Genomic DNA, 17,852 nt, shown 5'->3' on the forward strand with positions numbered 1-17,852 from the left:
ACGACATATGGACTTCACGTTCACCGAGGAGCAGGAGACCGTCGCCAAGGTCGCCCGCCAGCTCTTCGAACACCGGGCCACCCCGGAGCATTTGACCGAGCTCGAGGCGGGCGAGAACCGCTACGATCCGGCGCTGTGGGCCGAGTTGGCGTCATCCGACCTGCTCGGGATCGCGCTGCCCGAGTCGGTCGGCGGTACCGGCGGCGGATTCCTCGAACTCGGCGTACTGCTGTCCGAGGTCGGCTACAGCGTCGCCCCGGTACCGGTGTACGCCACTCTCGTCCTGGGCGCCGATACCATTGCCCGGCACGGTGATTCGGCGCTGCAGCAACGGTTCCTACCCGGCGTCGTCGACGGCAGCGTCCTGTTGACGGCCGCGCTGGCCGAACCGGGCAACTCCGATCCGGCGGCACCGCGAACCACCGCACGAGCCAACGGTGACCGGTGGCGGCTCACCGGCGCCAAAGAACTGGTTCCGGCCGCTCAGCTCGCCGACGCCATCGTCGTCTCGGCCAGGACCGACGACGGGCCGGGTCTGTTCGTCGTCGCGGCGGGCGCCGGAGTCGAGGTGACCCCGGCTGCGACGACCAACGGCGAGCCGTTCGCCGACGTCGAGCTCACCGATGCGGTCGCGTGGCGGCTCACCGAGCACGCCGACGGCGGCATCGTCAGCGCGCTGCAGACCAGGGCGCTGGTCGGCCTGTGTGCGATGCAGCTCGGCGTCGCGGAGCGGGCCCTGAAACTGGCCGCGTCCTACACCAGCGAACGCGAGCAGTTCGGCCGTCCCATCGGGTCGTTCCAGGCCGTGCAGCAGCGTCTGGCCGACGCGTTCATCGACACCCAGGCGATCCGCTGGACCGCCTGGCACGCGGCCTGGCTGATCGCCGAGGGCAGACCGGCCGACCGCGCCGCGGCGATCGCGAAGTTCTGGGCGGCCGAGGCCGGCGCCCGCGTCACCGCCTCGGCCCAACAGGTGCACGGCGGTATGGGCATCGACGTGACCTACCCCCTGTCCCGGTATTTCCTGTGGGCCAAGCAGATCGAACTCGCGCTGGGCTCGGCGTCGGCGCAGCTGGCCCGGCTCGGCAACGCATACGCGGAAGGACTGACCCCATGACCTCCACCCTGAACCGCACCACGACCCTGGCGTGGAACACCATCAACATCGGCGACGAGGTGACACCGATGGACGTTCCGGTCACCACGACGCTGATCGTGGCAGGCGCCATCGCGTCCCGCGACTACATGCCGGTTCACCACGACCGTGACTTCGCCAATTCGCAAGGCTCCAAGGACATCTTCCTCAACATCCTGACCACCAACGGGCTGTGCGTGAAGTTCTTGCACGACTGGGCAGGTCCCGAAGCGGTGGTCAAGAAGCTGTCCATCCGGCTCGGCGTGCCGGCCTACCCCAACGACGCGCTGCGGTTCGAGGGCAGCGTCACCGGCAAATCCGCCGAGGCCGGCGAGGGATTGGTCGAGGTCACCTTCAAGGGCACCAACAGCCTCGGCGATCACGTCAAGGGCACGGCCGTGCTGAGCCTGCTCGACGGTGTCGACGCGTGACGGGTATCGGCGGCAAGGCCGCGCTGGTCGGCATCGGCCAGACCGAGTTCTCCAAGGAATCCGGCCGCACCGAGATGCAACTCGCCTGTGAGGCGGTCAAGGCCGCCATCGCGGATGCCGGCCTGAGTCCCAAGGACATCGACGGGATGGTGACCTTCACCGTCGACGAGAACGAAGAGATCGAAGTCGCCCGCAACGTCGGCATCGAGAACCTCAACTTCTTCACGCGGGTCCCCCACGGCGGTGGGGCGGCTGCGGGCACCGTGATGCAGGCCGCGATGGCGGTCGCGACGGGCGTGGCCGAGGCCGTGGTCTGCTACCGCGCGTTCAACGAGCGCTCCGGGTTCCGGTTCGGCGGCGTCGGCCGCCAACCCGGCGTCACCCCGCTGTGGATGGCGCCATATGCACCGTTCGGCTTCATGACACCGGCCGCCTGGGTGGCCCTGCACGCACAGCGTTATATGAGCACCTACGGGGTCACCAACGCCGACTTCGGCAAGATCTCGGTGATCGATCGTAAACATGCGGCCAACAACCCCGACGCGTGGTTCTACGGGAAGCCGATCACGCTGGACCAGCATCAACAGTCCCGCTGGATCATCGAGCCGGTCCTACGGTTGCTCGACTGCTGCCAGGAGAGCGACGGCGGCGTCGCGATGGTCGTCACCAGCGTCGAGCGGGCCCGTGACCTGGCCAAGCCGCCCGCGGTGATCACCGCGGCGGCCCAGGGCGCGGCCTACGACGGTGAGGTGATGACCAGTTACTACCGCGACGACATCACCGGGTTGCCGGAGATGGGCGTGGTCGGCGACAAGCTCTGGCGCGACTCGGGTTTGAAGCCGCAGGACATCTCGACGGCGTTCCTCTACGACCATTTCACCCCGTTCGTGTTCACCCAACTGGAGGAGCTGGGCTTCTGTGGCAGGGGCGAGGCCAAGGACTTCGTCTCGGTCGAGGAGATGTCGCTCGGCGGACGGATGCCGATCAACACCAATGGTGGCCTGCTCGGCGAGGCCTACATCCACGGGATGAACGGGATCACCGAAGGCGTGCGCCAAGTCCGCGGCACGTCCTACAACCAGGTGGACGACGTCGAGCACGTCCTGGTCACGTCGGGCACCGGCGTTCCGACCAGCGGCCTCATCCTCGCTCCAGACCGCTGAGACGTTAATGTGCTGAAGTGGCGTCTGACGTGACTCAATCGGTGGCGGTCGACACCCGGGATGCCATCATCTCGGCGGCATTCGGCTGCTTCCGGACCCGCGGCCTGGCCAAGACGACCATCGTGGACATCGCCCGTGTGGCGGGCGTGTCGCGCAGCACGGTCTACGAATACTTCCGGGACAAGGAGACCGTGGTCGAGGCGTGCGCGGAAGCCGCGTCGCAGCGGTTCTACCGCAACATGGCCAAAGCCATCGACCGGCACGGCGGTAGCACTCTGGAAGGCCGGTTGGTCCGCGCCGCGGTTTTCGTCACCCAGGCGCGCCAGGTCGTCGAGCCGGAGGTGTACTTCGATGCGGCCGAGGTCAGCCTCATGATGACCAAGAACGCGGCCACCCTGCTGAAGGAATGCGCCGACTTCCTGGCCCCCTACGTCACCGCGGCGCGGCTGACCGGCGAGGTCCGCACCGACCTGGACGTCCCGTCGGCCACCGAATGGTTCGCGCGAATGCTCTTCTCGCTGTTCACGACTCCGTCCCCGACCATCGACATGCGTGACGACGGTGCCGTCGCGGATTTCGTGCGGTCCTACGTGGTCCGCGGATTCGTCGAGGGCCCACGGCGGCGCTAGGCTGTTCTGCGCACCGGCACGTTCGAGTACCCACAGACGTTCGACATCGCGACGCGCCGCAGACCGTCCCGGTCCACCTCGTACTCGGGGATGATGTCGAGCAGCGCGTTGAGCGCGATCCGGCTCTCCATCCGCGCCAGCGCCGCGCCAAGACAGCTGTGGATGCCGTAGCCGAACGCGAGATTGAAGCCCATCTTGCGTTCCCGGTCGATGTCGAGCTGATCGGGTGCGTCGAACATCCGCTCGTCGCGGGTGGCGGCCGCGGTGACGAGCAGCACCGCGGCGCCTTCGGGGATCGAGGTGCCGTAGTAGGTCACATCCCTTGTGGCGGTACGGACCTGATATTGCGACGGCGCCTCGTACCGCAGCAGTTCCTCGATCGCGGCCGGGATCTTGCTGCGGTCCTCGCGGAGCTTGCGCCACTGGTCGGGGAAGTCGGCGAACGCGACCATCGCGTTGCCGACCAGTTTCGTGACCGTCTCGGCGCCCGCGCCGCCGAGCATCGTCGCGAACCCGGTGATGTCGACGTCGGTGAGTTTGTCCACCACGCCGTCGCGCTCGATCTCGGTTTCGATCAGCCGGCTGATCATGTCGTCCTTCGGCGCAGCCCGCCGCTGTTGCACAAGGTCGTAGTAGTACAGGCCGGTGTTGACCGAGGCCTCGTATCCCGTTTTGGGCACGGCCATCTCACCTGGCCGGCGTTCGAGCAGAAGGTCCAGCCAGTGCCGGATCTGGTCCCGATCCTCCTTGGGCACACCGAGCATCGCCGTGATGACTTCGTTCGGGAACAGCGCGGAGAAATCGGCGACAACGTCGAAGCCCGCCGGGTCCAGTGCGTCGACGCGTTCGTAGACCTTCTCGTGCACCATCTCCTCGAGTGCGGCGATCGCGCGCGGGGTGAACACGTTGCTCACCAGGCGCCGCATCTTCTGGTGCTGGGGCGGATCCATCGAGATGATCACCTTCGGCACCGGGATCGCGTCGTCGTGGGCCTTGACCATGTCCAGTGTGGCGCCCTTGGCCGACGAGAAGGTCTCGTGGTCCTTGGTGGCGGGCGCCACGTCGTCGTAGCGGGTCAACGCCCAGAAGTCCCACTTCGCGTTGTAGTAGGCGGGCGATTCGTCGCGCAGCCGCCGGTAGGTGGCATATGCCCCGTCGAAGAAGTCCTGGGAGAACGGGTCGAACTCGACGGGGCTGCTGTCCACTTCCGGTGGCGCCGCACTCACAGGATCGCCCCGGCTTCTTTGAGCTTCTCGATGGTCTCCCAATCGATCCCGGCGTCCATCAAGACTTCCTCGGTGTGCTGGCCGTGCTCCGGCGCGCCGGGCGGAACGACCGGCTGCTCGTCGAACTGAACGGGGTTGGTGGGTAGCGAGAACGGGACACCGTTGACGGTAGAGGTTTGCGCGACATAGCCGTTCGCGGTGACGGCGGGGTCTTGACATAGTTCGCCCGGCGTCTGCACGATGCCCCACGCCCCCGACAGCGGCGCCAACGTTTCGCGCCATTCGGCCAGTGTGCGTTGGGCGAACGCGTCATCGAGCGACGCGATCAGGCTGACGCGGTTCGCGTACCGCGAGACGGGGTCGGCGTATCTCGGATCGTCGATCAGCTCGGGCAGACCGATCACCCGCATCGCCTCGGCGTAGAACTTGTCGAGCTGCAGCATCATCAGCTGCACATAGCGACCGTCCTTCGTACGGTAGGTACCCACCAGCGGGTTCGGCGAATCGGCATGGCCGAACTTCGGAATCGCGCTGCCGCCGTGGATTTGGCTGACCGCGACATCGGGGCTGAGGTTCCACGCGGCGAGGCCGAGCAGCGATACGTCGACCACCGATCCGATTCCTGTCGTCGCCTTCTTGTACAACGCCGCGGCGATGCCGCCGGCGAGGGTCATACCACCGAGCAGGTCTCCGAACGCCGGACGCGAGCGGACCAGCTCGTCGGCCCCCTCCGTCAGGACGGTGGCGATGCCACCCCGCGCCCAGTAGGACACTCCGTCGTAGCCGGGCTTATCCGCATCCGGCCCCTTGGGGCCGTGGCCCGATCCGCGCACGTACACGATGCTCGGATTGACCTCCCTGATGTCGTCGACGTCGATGCCGAACTTCCGGCGCCGCTCCGGCAGATAGCTGGTCAGGAACACGTCGCTGGTCTTGGCCAGCTCGCGCACCACATCCCGGCCGCCGGGGGTGCTCAGGTCCACACCGATGGACTTCTTACCGCGGTTGGGGATCTCGATCATGTAGTTGACCGACCCGCCTCCCTCGTCGACGATGCCCATCGTGACGAGGCCGCGCTGTGGATCGCCTCCGTCGCGTGGTTCGACCTTGATGACCTCCGCACCCCACTCGGCGAGGACCGCACCCGCCGACGGCACGAACGTCCACGCCGCAACTTCGAGCACCCGAACACCGTTGAGCACCTTGTCGCCGGAAATGACTCCTCCTACGGGTAGATCGGTTGGCCCACGCGCGACGGCTGCCGGGACGGTCGGGTCGGGCGGCCGGGCAACTCGGCGATCCCGAGTCTGGACTCCACGAGATCGAGCCGGTCCGGCGGCGACATGGCTGCAGTGTAGCCGGATGCGAGAACCACTATTCTCGTTTTTCGCCAGGATCGCTATCCTGTGGGGACACCTGTGCGAGAGGATTACCCCGCCGTGCCCTTCCCTTCCATCACGCCGACGCTCCCTACCCTGCTCAGGTCATGCGCGGCGCGCTTCGGGGAGCAGGCTTTCCTGGTCGCGGACGGCCAGACGCTCACTTACATCGACCTCGATCAGCGATCGGCACGGTTGGCGGGCGCGCTGCTGGCAGCAGGTATCGGCAAGGGCGACCATGTCGGAATCCTGATGCCCAACAGCGTCGAATGGGCGGTCGCGTGGTTCGCGACGACCCGTATCGGTGCGGTGGCGGTGCCCCTGAACACCTTCTACAAACCCTCGGAGCTTGCCTGGACCGCGCGCCATGCCGATCTCCGCGCGATCCTCGCCCAGTCCGATTTTCGCGGCCACGACTACCTCACCCGGCTGGAAGAGGCGCTGCCGGGGCTGGCCGGGCAGCACACACCCGGCGGGCTCGTCGTCCGTCAGGTGCCGTACCTGCGGATGATCGCGGTGTGGGGGCAGTGTGACCGGCCTTGGGCGACAGTCCTTCCGGACCATCCGGATCACGACGCGCAGTTCCTCACCGAGGTCGAGTCCTGCGTGACACCCGCCGACGACGCGGCGATCATCTACACCTCGGGCAGTACCGGCGAGCCGAAAGCCCCCGTGCACACCCACGGCACACTCGTGCGCCACACCTACAACCTGACGTTCCACTACGGCGTCACCGGCGACACGGTGATGTTCACGTCGATGCCGTTCTTCTGGGTGGGTGGATTGATCACCGGCATCCATGCGGTGGTCCATCACGGCGCCACCCTGGTCACCCAGCCGGCGTTCGACGCGGCAGAGGCGCTGGAGCTGATCGAGACGCACCGCGCGACGATCACGCTGGGCTGGCCGCAGCAGGGCAAGTCGCTGGCCGAACACCCGGACTTCACCCGGCGCGACCTCGGTTCGGTTCAGCGCACCAGCATGCCGGCGATGGTTCCAGCCGAACGTCGGCCGCAGGGCCCCAACGCCCTGGGCATGACCGAGTTGTGCGGTAACCACATCGGGGTGGATCCCTATCCGGCACAGCCTGCCGATCGCCGCGAGACCGGCGGCTACTCGATCGAGGGGTTGTCGCACCTGCTGGTCGATCCCGCGACCGGCGACCCGGTCCCCGCCGGCACCGACGGCGAGATCTGGGTGCGTGGTTACTCGCTGATGCAGCGCTTGTACAAGCGCGAACGCGAGGACGTGTTCACCCCGGACGGCTACTACCGCACGGGTGACCGCGGAATCCGGTACGACGACGGCTGGATCACGTTCACCGGACGATTGGGCGATCTGATCAAAACCGGTGGCGGGACGAATGTCACGCCGGGCGAGGTGGAGCTGGCGCTGACCGCATGCGAGGGCGTTCTGGAGGCGTACGTCGTCGGCGCCGAGGATGGTCGCAACGGAACCATCGTGGCCGCCGCGGTGGTTCCGCGCGGCGGTGCGCAGCTGGATGCCGCGGCACTGCGGGCGGACCTCCGCAGCCGACTATCGGCCTACAAGGTCCCGAAGTTCATCTGGGTCACCGACAAGGAGGCGTTGCCGTTCACCGCCTCGGGCAAGGTCAAGAAGTCCGCCCTCGCAACGCGGCTCGGCGAACTCGTGTCACGCAGCTGAGCGCCACCGTATCCCCGGGGGGCACGGCCCGCGGTATCGGTCATGTCATACCGACACCGGAAGTGTGGCCCACCCTCTGACGCTGCTGGTGTGGGCGCGCCTGGCCGCGCCGTAGTCCACTTCCCAGTCCGGCCAACGGCTCAGCACCTCCTCCAGCGCGACCCGCGCCTGCATTCGCGCGAGCGCGGCGCCAAGGCAGAAGTGGATGCCGCGGCCGAAGGACAGGTGGGCGCCCTGACGATGGATGTCGAACCGGTCCGCGTCCGGGAACTGTCGCTCGTCGCGATTCGCCGATCCGTTGATCAGCAGCATCACCGAGCCCTCGGCGACTGTCCGGCCGTAGAGTTCGACATCACGAGCGACGTACCGCGCCTGGACAGGTGACGGTGCCTCGTAACGCAGCACCTCCTCGATCGCCGCTGGGATCAGGCTGAAATCTGTTGCCAGTTCCCGGCGTTGGTCCGGATGGTCCGACAACAGCTGTCCGGCAAAGCCGATCAGCCTCGTCGTCGTCTCGTTTCCGGCGCCCACGACGGTGCCGGTGTAGGTCAACACCTCGCCGCGGGTCAATCGCCTGCGGCTACCGTCGGGCTCCTCGAGCTCGGCGTTCACCAGGTCCGTCATCAGGTCGTCAGACGGGTGGTCGTAGCGCCAGTCGATGAACTCCTCCAGCATCGAGCCTTGCCGCGTCAGGATGTCGTCGGCCACGTCGGCGAGCTCACCGTCGCGAAGCTCGAGCAGCCGGTCGGTGTTCCGGCGAATGGCGACCTGGCTTTCCTCAGGGATGCCCAGCAGGTATCCGATGGTGCGCATCGGCATCCACGCACCGAGGTCGGCGATGAAGTCGAACGTCTCTGCGCTCTCCAGGGGCTCCAACGCCCGCCGGCAGAACTCCCTTGCCAGCGGTTCGATGGCGGCCATACGTCGTGGAGTGAACACACCTGACAGCAGCCGTCGGTGGAAGTCGTGGATCGGGGGGTCCTCGAACAGGATGATGCCCGGCGGGACCTCGACACCGCTGAGGATGATCTCGGTGGTGGTGCCCTTGCCGGAGCGGTAGACCTCCCAATTCGCCAGCTCACGGTTGACGTCCGAATACCGGCTCAGCGCGTAGAAACCGTACTTGTCGTTGCGATAGAGGGGCGCGTCGTCACGCAGTCGTTTCCACACGGGGTAAGGATCGTCGTCGATGTCGAAGTCGAACGGGTCGTAGTACGGACCAACCTCCACCCTGTTTGTCACATCGCGAGAATAGGCCCTCTCAGAGGGTGCCATGGGGGGTTTCTTCAGCTCCGGCACACCGATACAGCCGGGACAGGCGCGCGGCCACCACAATCCCCGGCATGAGAATATGTATTCTCATATTGCGGAACCGGCACCGAAGGGGGCGTCGATGGGCTCAGCCGCCGTTCGCAACGTCATCTTCGCCGTCGAGTTCAGGATCGGCGAGTCCGAGCGCGTGGGACCGGTACTCACCCGGCACGAGGAGAGTCTTCGCGATCTCGGTGCCCGATATGCGTTCGTGTACGAATCGGTGGTGGACCCAGGGAAAGTCCTGGTGGTCATCGGGATCCGCACCGCGCAGCCGCTGCTGGACCTTCTGCGCTCGCCGGACTTCTTCGACTGGTTCGACGCAGTCGGTGTCGAAGACCTGCCCGCCGTCTTCGCCGGTGAGCTCGTCGAGCGCTTCGACCTCGGCGAACCGCCCGCACCGAGTACCGGCGTGGTGGTCGCCGCCGTCACCCGAGTCCAGAATGTCGAGGTCTTCATGACCCGGGTACGCGAATCGCTGTCCGGGTTCGCCCACTCCGGTATTCGCCGGACGCTCGTCTACCGGGCCTTCGACACCCCTCGCGAGGTGCTCTTCCTCCACCAGCTCGCGACCGCGCGCACCGCGTTGCAGTGGGTCAACCACTCCGACGTCGCCGCCGAGTGGTTGACATCGGCCGGCGTCGGCGCCTATCCGCCCGTCTTCGTCGGTCGGTTTGTCCACGCGATGCGACTGGCTGAGACGGCCGGGACGGATCTGCACTGATGTATGTCTGTCTGTGCCTTGGCATCACGATCGAGAAGGTCTCCGATGCCGTCGCCGGCGGCGCCACGACGACCCGGCAGGTATCCGATGCGTGCGGCGCCGGCTCGGACTGCGGCAGGTGCCGGCGCACCATCATCTCGATCATCAGATCCGCGGCGGCGGAATCAGATTCAGGCAGGAGACGGACGGTATGAGCGATCGACACTCCAACATTGCTGGAGCACGGGTGCTGGTGATCGGCGCATCGTCGGGCATAGGTCACGCTCTCGCGAAGGCGGCCCACGCACGCGGCGCCCGCGTCGCTCTCGCCGCCAGACGGATTCACCTTCTGTCCGAGCTGGCCGAGCAGCTCGACGGCGCCGCCTACGAACTCGACGTCTCCGATCCTCGCGCGATCGAGCAGGTCGTCGATGCGGTGGCAGCCGAGTTCGGGCAGCTCGACGCGGTCGTATTCACCAGTGCCGTCGTGCCGTTCGCACTCATCGAGGAAACTGACGTGACGACGTGGTTGCACGCGTATGCCGTCAACGCGGTAGGCGCATCGCACGTCCTGCGCGCCGCGCTGCCCCACCTCGCAGACGACGCGGTGACGCTCGTCGCGTCGAGCCATGACGTCGGCAGGCCACGCGCCGGGGTCGCGGCGTATCACGCGAGCAAAGCCGCGTTGGACGAGATCCTTCGGTCCTGGCGTGCCGAGCATCCTGAACTCGCCGTCATCCGCGTCAGTGTCGGCCCCACCGACGGCACGGAGATCCTCCGTGGCGCCGACCGCGATCTGCTCGCCGATCTTTACCGGTCCTGGGCACAGGAAGGCCAGATCCCGTCGAAGATGTCCGCCGTCAACGACGTGGCCGACGCGATGCTGTCCTTGATCGCCGTCTCCCGCGCGAACCCGTCTGTGGTCAGCGACATCGTGCACCTGGCACCCCGCACGGGCACCAGCCGATAGGACGGCGGCGCAATGGATCTCGGCTTCGAGGGCGCAACGACTATGCGACCGATCAGCCGTTCTTCGACATCTCCGCGGCCGCCGTGTCGGCCCACCGCGCCTGGTGCCGGCCCATTGTCATGGCGCCGTTCCAGCCGCCATCGGTCCACAGCACCTCACCGCCGACATAGCTGAACCGCGGGCTACCGAGACATACCAGCGGCCAGGCTTGTTCCTCGGGAGTCGAGTACCGGCCCACCGGTCCGACCGCCTGATCGACCGTGTCCTTGCCCATCAGGTCCTGGAACGCCGGCATCATCGCGGTCTCGGTGGGTCCGGGATTGATGCAGTTGATGCGGATGCCGCGGCGGCCGAGTTCGGGATACCACCAGCCCACCCAGGCGTCGATGATGTACTTCGAGTAGGCGTAGCCACTCCAGGACCACAGCTTCTCGTTGGCGGCCAGCCATTCGACGGCGGCCTCGAAGCCGTCGGTCTCGAGCAGGCCGGTGATGGTCTTGATGTGGCCCTGCCAGCCGATGGCGGCGGACGACGAGATGACGCTGATGGCCGAACCCTGGGGCATCGTCGGCACCAGCCGCTCGGCCAGATGACGCGCACCGACGAAGTTGACCAGGATCGTGTCCCATTCACTGAACGGCGGGCCGGGTAGCCCCGCACAGCTGAACAGCCCGTCGACCGGGCCGTCGATGGATTCCGCGACGGCGTCGATGCTCGTCGGGTCGCGCAGGTCGATCTGCAGCGTCCGGGCGGCGGGGACGGTCGTCGGGTTGATGTCGAGGGCGGTGACGGTCGCACCGAGATCCACCAGGATCCGAGCGGTCGCCTGCCCCATCCCCGACGCTGCGCCGGTCACGACGACCGACTTACCTCGGTACCCCAGCACATCGTCCATGCCACGCTCCTCAGAGAACTTCGTTCACCGAATATGAGAACCCACGTTATCACCGGTGGTTCCGTCACCATGGGACGGTTTCCAGGGCGGCCGCCGGCGGTACGGGTCTAATCGCCGCGGTTCGTCCAGTGCGCGACGAACGGCGCGATGGTCGACAGGTCGTAGAGCCCCGGTTCCGCCGCGACGACGGCCGGTATCGCATTGATCGCATGCATGGCGGTGGCCAGGCAGCCCTGTTCGGAATGGTCCTCACCGGCAGAACCGATTTCGAGGTGCATGCGCATATTCGGCTCGCCTTCGAACGCGATCTCATACCCGATCTCGGTCGGCCAGTGCGGGGCCAGATCGTCGGCCATGCGGGTGAGATGCTCGACCGATATCGTCGTCTCCCCGCAATCGACGATCACCCCGAAGCGCATCGCACCGACAGTGTCCGGCGGAATTTCGCCTGCCGCGACGGTCAGCGCGCGCGGCGTCGTCACCACCTCCCGGAATCCCTCCACCCCGCGAATGCTCAGTCCGAGCGCCTGCGCGAGCACCGTCGCGCTACCGATCCACGCACTCGCCGCGTACTCGGGGTTGGCGAGCAGCGGGGCGGGGTCGTCGGGCGTATGGCCGAAACCCATGGCGTTGAAAACCAGGTCGTGACTGGCGTAGGTGGAGTAGTTGAGCACTTCGCGGACGTTGATCCGGTTCGTCTGCTGCGTGAGGCGTGACAACAGGGGCGCGAACGACTCGCCGAAGAAGCCGGGGTACAGCCCCACCCCGAGGAACGAAGAATGCCCTCGTTCGCAGGCGCTCTCGATACCGTCGGCCAGCGATTCGTGCAGCGAGCGCGGGTGAATGAACCTGCTGCCGGTCGCGATGACATCCTTGCCCGACGCGAGCAGGTCACAGACATCGGCAAAGCAGCCCGGTATGTCCGTCTCCACCTTGCCCATGTAGAGCACCACGTCTGCATCGGTGTTGAGGACGGTGTCGCGGTCATCGGTGGTGATCACACCCGCCTCAGCGCTACCGCACAGCGTGCCGGCGTCGAGACCGGCTTTCGCCGGATCGTAGACACGCACGGCGGCCACCGTGAGATCCGGCCGGGCGAGGATGTGGCGCAACGCCATCGAACCGGTCACCCCGGTTGCCCATTGAATCACTCGGGTCATCAGATCCTCCTTCAGTCCCACACCACGTCGAGACGTGCCGGAGACCGGAACATGGTGCCGGTGATGAAGGGACGCAGTGCGTCCGGGTCGAGCCGCAGGCCCGGCAACTCGTCGAACAACGCGTTGAAGATCTTGGTGGTCTCCAGTCGCGCCAGATGCATGCCGAGGCAGACGTGGGCGCCGTGCGCGAAACCGATGTGCGGCTTGCGTTCCCGGAAGATGTCGAAATCGTCCGGATGGTCCCACCGGGATTCGTCGTGGTTCGCGCTGCCGAGGCTGAGCATCATCGTCGCGCCTTCGGGGACTCGCACTCCGCCGATCTCGGTGTCACGCGTGACCTCGCGCATGAAGTTGAGCAGCGGGGTCTCCCAGCGGATTCCCTCCTCGATGGCCTGCGGCAGCAGACTGCGATCGGCGCGTACCGCGTCGAGCTGATCGGGGTGGGTGAGCAACGCGTAGGCCAGGCTGGCCGTCGAACGCGACGTCGTCTCGGCGCCTGCGGGAAGCAGGTTGCGCATGAAACCGTAGATCTGCTCGTCGGACATCTTCACGCCGTTGACCTCTGCGGCCGCGAGGATGGACACCATGTCGTCCTTGGGCTGCCTACGCCGGTCGGCCAGGATCCCGACGAAATACTCCTTCATCCTTGCCGATGCCCGCATCGCGCAGTCCATGTCGCCGCGAAAGCCGAGCAGGTCGATCGCGAGTCGGTGAAAGTGCAGGACGTCGGAATCGGGAAGTCCGAGCAGAGCCGCGATCACCCGCACCGGGATCGGCATGAACACCGCGTCGACCAGGTCGGCTCGCTTGGCGTCCTTGATCGTCGCGATGGTGCGCTCGACCAAAGGACCGACGAGTTCGGCGTCCCAGCGTTTCATCGACGACCGGGCGAACGCGAACTCGTGCAGTTTGCGGTAGATCGCGTGTTCGGGGTCCTGCATCTCGAGGATGGTGGGGCCCTGCAGCGGTCGCACCACGTCTTCGTAGCAGCGGGTGCTGAAGGTGACGTTGTCGGTGAAGATCGCCTTCACGGTGTCGAAGGTGTACGCCGTGAACGTCGGCGGTCCGTCTCCGGAGTTGCCGATCATGCCCATCTCAGGCCAGCCGGCATGTACCGGCGCTTGCGCGCGCAGCTGCTTCAGCATCGGATACGGCGACGCGTCACCGTCGGCACCCATCCCCCGGTTGAACTTGTCCTGCGCGTCGCGAATGCTCTGCTCGAGTTCTTCGACGCTCGCCGGCTCGAACATGTGACGACTCCTCGCTGATGTCCACCGCGTCTGGCACATACATCCTGGTGGTTGCGACCTCCATACTGTAGGTTGACGCGGTATCTGGCGTGGAGTTTGGTGAAACTGCAACCGGGAGAATCCGATTGACAACGCGCGTGGTGCAATGGGCGACGGGGGCGGTCGGGCGGGCCGCACTCGCCGAACTCATCGAGAATCCGGGTTTCCAGTTGTCCGGAGTGCTGGTGTACGACCCCGCCAAAGCGGGCCGCGACGCCGGCGAACTGTGCGGGCTGTCCCCAGACACCGGTGTGACCGCGACAGCGGACAAGGAGGAGATCTTCGCGCTCGGTGCCGACGTCGTCATCCATGCCGCCAGCAAGGCCCACGCCGTCGACACCAACGCCGACGACATCTGCCGGCTGCTGGCCTCGGGGACCGACGTCATCACCACCACCTCGTACAACCACCTGCCCACCTACGGCGCCGAGACCGCGCAGGCCTTCGAGCAGGCCTGCCGCACCGGGGGGTCCCGTTTCCACGCCGCCGGAGAGAATCCCGGATTCATGTTCGAGCGCCTGGTCGCGACAGTGACCGGGTTGAGCAAGACCATCGACCGGATCGACCTCTACGAGGCCACCGATGTGTCGGCGGTCGACAGCCGTCCGATGCTGGTCGACCTGATGGGGATGGGGCGTCCACCCGAGGACGTCAGTGTCGACTCCCCGATCATCCAGAAGCTCGACATGGCGTACCGCCAGGCGCTCAACGCCACTGCCGATGTCCTCGGCATCACACTCTCGCACATCGAGATATCGGTCGACGCGACCACGCTGCCGTACGACCTCGAAGTGCTCGCAGGCACGATCGAGGCGGGAACCGTCGTCGGACAACGGTTCTCGTGGGTCGGGCACTGGTCGGGTCGGGAACTGCTCGCGATCCACGAGGAGTGGGTACTGACCCGCGATCTACCCCAATGGGGCCTGGTGCCGCTGGCGCCCGGGCAGAAGGCTCCGCTGATCCGCGCCGTGATCAAGGGTATGCCGAGCTTCGAACTCGCTCTCGACGTCGGATGGGACGGTCAGGCGCCCACCGGAGCGCACGCCCAGCCGGGCCACCTGATGATCGCGATGGGAGCCGTGCGCGCCATCCCGTACGTGCGGGCTCAGCCGCCCGGAATCGTCACCGCGCCCGTGTTCGGGGCGATCCGGCTAGCCGGCGCCGACCGCCAGTGAGATGTTCTCGCTCGGCGCCGCATGGAAGACGTGCCCGCTGCCGTCGGGCAGCACCCGCCGCGCGACCAGATAGTCCGAGCTCAACCAGCCCTGGCGGATGTGGCGCCCGAACCGCAGGAACGTGCCCGGGGCTCCGCTCGCGGCCGGGACCAGCTTCACCTGCTCGATGCCGTCCCTGACACCCTCGCCGGTCAGCGGTCGCGCCGCCCCGAGCGCCCGTACGATCACGGTGGCCACGTCGCGACAGAGGCCGGGCATCGAGTGCGCCGGTCTGCGGCCGTAACGTTCCTCGAACCGGTCCAGGAACGCCTGCCCGACCTGGTTGCGTTCGTCGTAACTGTCCAGGCCGATCCAGCCGCGCAGCTGCCGCATCCACTCCGCGCTGATGTGGGCCATCTCGAAGGCGGTGGTGGTGTATCGCGGCGGGTCCCACCCGGCGGCCAGCAGCGCGTCGGAGAAGCCCCACAGGCCGTGGCCGAAGCCGACATGCACCAGCGCGTCGGGTTCGGCGGCTGCGAGCTCCGCCACCGCCCCGGCCTTGTCGGCTTCGACCTGGGGAATCGGCACCGTGGCAACGACCTTCAAACCCGCTGCCGAGTAGGCCTTCTCGGCGTAGGCGAGGTATTCCCGTCCGATCAGCGACGCCTCGTAGGCGATGGCGATCCGCGATCTCCTGTCGCCGAGCAGCACCGCGGCGAGCATCACCGGCTCCTCGGGCATCGAGCCGTTGTTGAGGGCGAACGTCCACTCGGTGAGCGCGCCCTCCGACCCGGACAGGATGATGTTCGGAACCTTGGCCACCCTGGCGGCGTGCGCGGCGAGCGGCACCGCGTTGTCCGACACGTACGGGCCGAAGATCACCAGGCAACCGTGGGCGACCAACTCGTCGAAGCCCTTTTCGACGGCGTGGTACGTGCCGTTGGGGAGGCCGATCACGTGACGCTCGACCAGTTCGATCGGCCGGTCCACCACGCCTGCGGCGACCGCTTCGTCGAACACCAGCCGAAGTGTGTCGAGCGTGTCGTCATCGGCGTCCGCCCTGGTCGGATAGTCGTTGAGCAGACCGACTTTCAATGGTGCCACCGACCCGTATGCGCGCTCGCCGTTGTCCGCCATAGCCGCAACCTACAACATGAATGTTGTTAGGATGACGGCTATGGCCAAGCGCGGCGGCACCGACTCCGAACGGCGGGCACAGGGTGAACAGACCCGCCGCGACCTCGTCGCCGCAGGTCGTGACCTGTTCGTGCGAAAGGGCTACTTCAACACCAGCATCGGCGACCTGGTCACCGCGTCGGGTGTCGGTACCCGGGGCGCGTTCTATCACCACTTCAAAGACAAATCGGAGCTCTTCCGCGCGGTGTTCGAGGAGGTCGAACGCGACCTCACCCTGCGCTCCCTGGCCTCACCGCCGCCGGGTGCCGACCCGTGGGAACGGCTCTCCGCCGGACTGCACGGCTTCCTCGAGTCGGCAACCGAGCCCGAGGTTCAGCGCATCATGCTGGTGGACGGTCCGGTCGTGCTGGGCTGGCAGACGTTGCGTGCGATCCAGGAGGGCAACAGCATCGCGCTGATCAACGAGATGGTCCGCAGTGCGATCGCCGAAGGCATCATCGACGACCTCCCCGTGACGGAACTGACCCACATGCTCGTCGCATCTCTCGAAGAGGGCGCGATTCTGGTCGCCCATGCCAAGAGCCCCGTCCGGGCCCGGGCCCGGGCCGCACGCGTGCTCGACCGGATGCTGCTCAGCGTCGCCACCGAACCGCGAAAGGCACTAAGGCGGTGAAGGTTTCCGGTTCGACCGGATACGCCTACCCGGGCGTAAACGTCGATTTACGTTTTCTGACTATTGTTCTTCTACTGAACTGATAATGTAACTTCGCCGTCTTCCCGAGGAGTACCTGATGCCGGATGCACCCGCCCAGCGAGTCGCCGTGGTCGGAGCGTCCGCGGGCCTGGGCCGGTGCATCGGGATGGGGCTGGCGAAAACCGGCTTCCGGGTGGCTTTCCTCGCGCGACGGCGTGACCGCCTCGCCGACGCCGCGGCCGAGGCCGGCAACGGAGCGAAGGCCGTCGCATGCGACGTCACCGACGCCGACGCCTGCAAACGCGCCGTGGCCGAGATCGTCGAGGACTTCGGCGGCCTCGACGCGATCGTCTACGCCACCGGGATGGGTGCGCTCGCGCCGCTCACCGAGATGACGGCCGAGCAGTGGGGAAACCTGTTCGCCACCAACGTCACCGGCGCCTCGCTCATCACCGCGGCGGCCGCGCCCCATCTCGCCGCGTCTGCCGGGTCGGCTGTCTACCTCTCGTCATTGAGCGCCTCCTACACCCCGCCATGGCCCTTTCTCGGGGCGTACGCGGTGTCCAAGGCCGCCCTGGACAAGCTCGTCGAGGCATGGCGCGTCGAACATCCCAACATCGGCTTCACCCGGCTGGCGGTCGGCGACTGCTTCGGCGGGCCGGGCGACTCCCAGACGGAGTTCAACAAGTCGTGGGATCCCCGGGCCTTGGAGAACGCCATCCGGTTCTGGATGGACAACGGGTACATGCAGGGCGGCCTGGTCGACGCCGACCACCTCGTCGACGTGGTGCGCTCCGTACTGGTCTGTGGCAACAGCAGTTTCATCCCGTACCTGACCCTCGCCCCCCGACCGTCGGGCGCGGTGGCCGAACTTCGACAGTGGTGAAGGAATCCCGGTGACACGCGAACCG

General features: G+C 66.8%; 18 protein-coding genes. 11 read left to right on the forward strand and 7 right to left on the reverse strand.

Annotated elements, in window-relative coordinates; translation table 11 throughout:
- Window positions 1-7: 7 nt before the first annotated feature.
- Genes BST38_RS15935 through BST38_RS15950 form a run of 4 tightly spaced genes read left to right on the forward strand, consistent with a single transcriptional unit; the run spans window position 8 to window position 3,358 of the window.
- On the forward strand, window positions 8-1,117 hold the full coding sequence (locus tag BST38_RS15935) for an acyl-CoA dehydrogenase family protein (protein ID WP_083144312.1): 1,110 nt from the start codon (window positions 8-10) through the stop codon (window positions 1,115-1,117).
- Window positions 1,114-1,566 (forward strand): MaoC family dehydratase, encoded by a 453-nt coding sequence (locus tag BST38_RS15940; protein ID WP_083144313.1) that lies wholly within the window; start codon window positions 1,114-1,116, stop codon window positions 1,564-1,566. Before BST38_RS15935 ends, BST38_RS15940 begins: the two co-directional genes overlap by 4 nt.
- Entirely contained in the window at window positions 1,563-2,729 is a 1,167-nt protein-coding gene (locus BST38_RS15945; protein WP_083144314.1) for a lipid-transfer protein, read from the forward strand. Before BST38_RS15940 ends, BST38_RS15945 begins: the two co-directional genes overlap by 4 nt.
- A 29-nt stretch (window positions 2,730-2,758) precedes the next feature.
- Window positions 2,759-3,358, forward strand: coding sequence for a TetR/AcrR family transcriptional regulator (locus tag BST38_RS15950; protein ID WP_083144315.1), 600 nt, complete (start codon window positions 2,759-2,761; stop codon window positions 3,356-3,358).
- On the opposite strand, the gene BST38_RS15955 is transcribed toward BST38_RS15950, so the two are convergent.
- Window positions 3,355-4,584: a cytochrome P450 gene (locus tag BST38_RS15955; RefSeq protein WP_083144316.1), complete on the reverse strand. Its 1,230-nt coding sequence runs from the start codon at window positions 4,582-4,584 to the stop codon at window positions 3,355-3,357. The genes BST38_RS15950 and BST38_RS15955 overlap by 4 nt on opposite strands.
- Window positions 4,581-5,801, reverse strand: a complete 1,221-nt coding sequence (locus BST38_RS15960) for a CaiB/BaiF CoA transferase family protein (protein ID WP_083144317.1) — start codon at window positions 5,799-5,801, stop codon at window positions 4,581-4,583. The genes BST38_RS15955 and BST38_RS15960 overlap by 4 nt, the downstream gene beginning before the upstream one ends.
- A 222-nt stretch (window positions 5,802-6,023) precedes the next feature.
- Here BST38_RS15960 and BST38_RS15965 point away from each other — a divergent pair, with 222 nt between their 5' ends.
- On the forward strand, window positions 6,024-7,628 hold the full coding sequence (locus BST38_RS15965) for a class I adenylate-forming enzyme family protein (RefSeq protein ID WP_083144414.1): 1,605 nt from the start codon (window positions 6,024-6,026) through the stop codon (window positions 7,626-7,628).
- Between the two features lie 45 nt (window positions 7,629-7,673).
- Here BST38_RS15965 and BST38_RS15970 read toward each other — a convergent pair whose 3' ends face one another.
- Window positions 7,674-8,903 (reverse strand): cytochrome P450, encoded by a 1,230-nt coding sequence (locus BST38_RS15970; protein ID WP_083144318.1) that lies wholly within the window; start codon window positions 8,901-8,903, stop codon window positions 7,674-7,676.
- A 118-nt stretch (window positions 8,904-9,021) separates the two neighbouring features.
- Here BST38_RS15970 and BST38_RS15975 point away from each other — a divergent pair, with 118 nt between their 5' ends.
- Genes BST38_RS15975 through BST38_RS15985 form a run of 3 tightly spaced genes read left to right on the forward strand, consistent with a single transcriptional unit; the run spans window position 9,022 to window position 10,612 of the window.
- Complete coding sequence (locus BST38_RS15975) at window positions 9,022-9,663, forward strand: hypothetical protein (RefSeq protein WP_083144319.1); 642 nt, start codon at window positions 9,022-9,024, stop codon at window positions 9,661-9,663.
- On the forward strand, window positions 9,663-9,857 hold the full coding sequence (locus BST38_RS15980; protein WP_083144320.1) for a (2Fe-2S)-binding protein: 195 nt from the start codon (window positions 9,663-9,665) through the stop codon (window positions 9,855-9,857). The genes BST38_RS15975 and BST38_RS15980 overlap by 1 nt, the downstream gene beginning before the upstream one ends.
- Window positions 9,854-10,612, forward strand: coding sequence for an SDR family oxidoreductase (locus BST38_RS15985; RefSeq protein WP_083144321.1), 759 nt, complete (start codon window positions 9,854-9,856; stop codon window positions 10,610-10,612). Before BST38_RS15980 ends, BST38_RS15985 begins: the two co-directional genes overlap by 4 nt.
- 52 nt (window positions 10,613-10,664) lie before the next feature.
- Here BST38_RS15985 and BST38_RS15990 read toward each other — a convergent pair whose 3' ends face one another.
- From BST38_RS15990 to BST38_RS16000, 3 genes are all read right to left on the reverse strand, one after another.
- Window positions 10,665-11,507 carry an SDR family oxidoreductase gene (locus BST38_RS15990; protein ID WP_083144322.1) on the reverse strand — a complete coding sequence of 281 codons (843 nt, stop codon included), beginning with the start codon at window positions 11,505-11,507 and terminating at the stop codon, window positions 10,665-10,667.
- Window positions 11,508-11,614: 107 nt separating this feature from the next.
- Window positions 11,615-12,667, reverse strand: coding sequence for an NAD(P)H-dependent amine dehydrogenase family protein (locus BST38_RS15995; protein ID WP_083144415.1), 1,053 nt, complete (start codon window positions 12,665-12,667; stop codon window positions 11,615-11,617).
- A gap of 11 nt (window positions 12,668-12,678) precedes the next feature.
- Window positions 12,679-13,917: a cytochrome P450 gene (locus BST38_RS16000; protein WP_083144323.1), complete on the reverse strand. Its 1,239-nt coding sequence runs from the start codon at window positions 13,915-13,917 to the stop codon at window positions 12,679-12,681.
- A gap of 140 nt (window positions 13,918-14,057) precedes the next feature.
- Here BST38_RS16000 and BST38_RS16005 point away from each other — a divergent pair, with 140 nt between their 5' ends.
- On the forward strand, window positions 14,058-15,131 hold the full coding sequence (locus tag BST38_RS16005) for an NAD(P)H-dependent amine dehydrogenase family protein (RefSeq protein ID WP_083144416.1): 1,074 nt from the start codon (window positions 14,058-14,060) through the stop codon (window positions 15,129-15,131).
- Here the strand turns inward: BST38_RS16005 and BST38_RS16010 are convergent.
- Entirely contained in the window at window positions 15,108-16,247 is a 1,140-nt protein-coding gene (locus BST38_RS16010; protein ID WP_083144324.1) for an ABC transporter substrate-binding protein, read from the reverse strand. The two genes, BST38_RS16005 and BST38_RS16010, sit on opposite strands and share 24 nt — an antisense overlap.
- 40 nt (window positions 16,248-16,287) lie before the next feature.
- On the opposite strand from BST38_RS16010, the gene BST38_RS16015 reads away from it, so the two are divergent.
- The gene (locus BST38_RS16015; RefSeq protein ID WP_083144325.1) at window positions 16,288-16,920 is read left to right on the forward strand and encodes a TetR/AcrR family transcriptional regulator; all 633 of its coding nucleotides are present in this window, start codon (window positions 16,288-16,290) and stop codon (window positions 16,918-16,920) included.
- A 118-nt stretch (window positions 16,921-17,038) separates the two neighbouring features.
- Window positions 17,039-17,827: an SDR family oxidoreductase gene (locus BST38_RS16020; RefSeq protein WP_083144326.1), complete on the forward strand. Its 789-nt coding sequence runs from the start codon at window positions 17,039-17,041 to the stop codon at window positions 17,825-17,827.
- The last annotated feature ends 25 nt before the right edge of the window (window positions 17,828-17,852 follow it).

The sequence above is a fragment of the Mycolicibacterium parafortuitum genome, assembly GCF_002086815.1.
Taxonomy (GTDB): domain Bacteria; phylum Actinomycetota; class Actinomycetes; order Mycobacteriales; family Mycobacteriaceae; genus Mycobacterium; species Mycobacterium parafortuitum.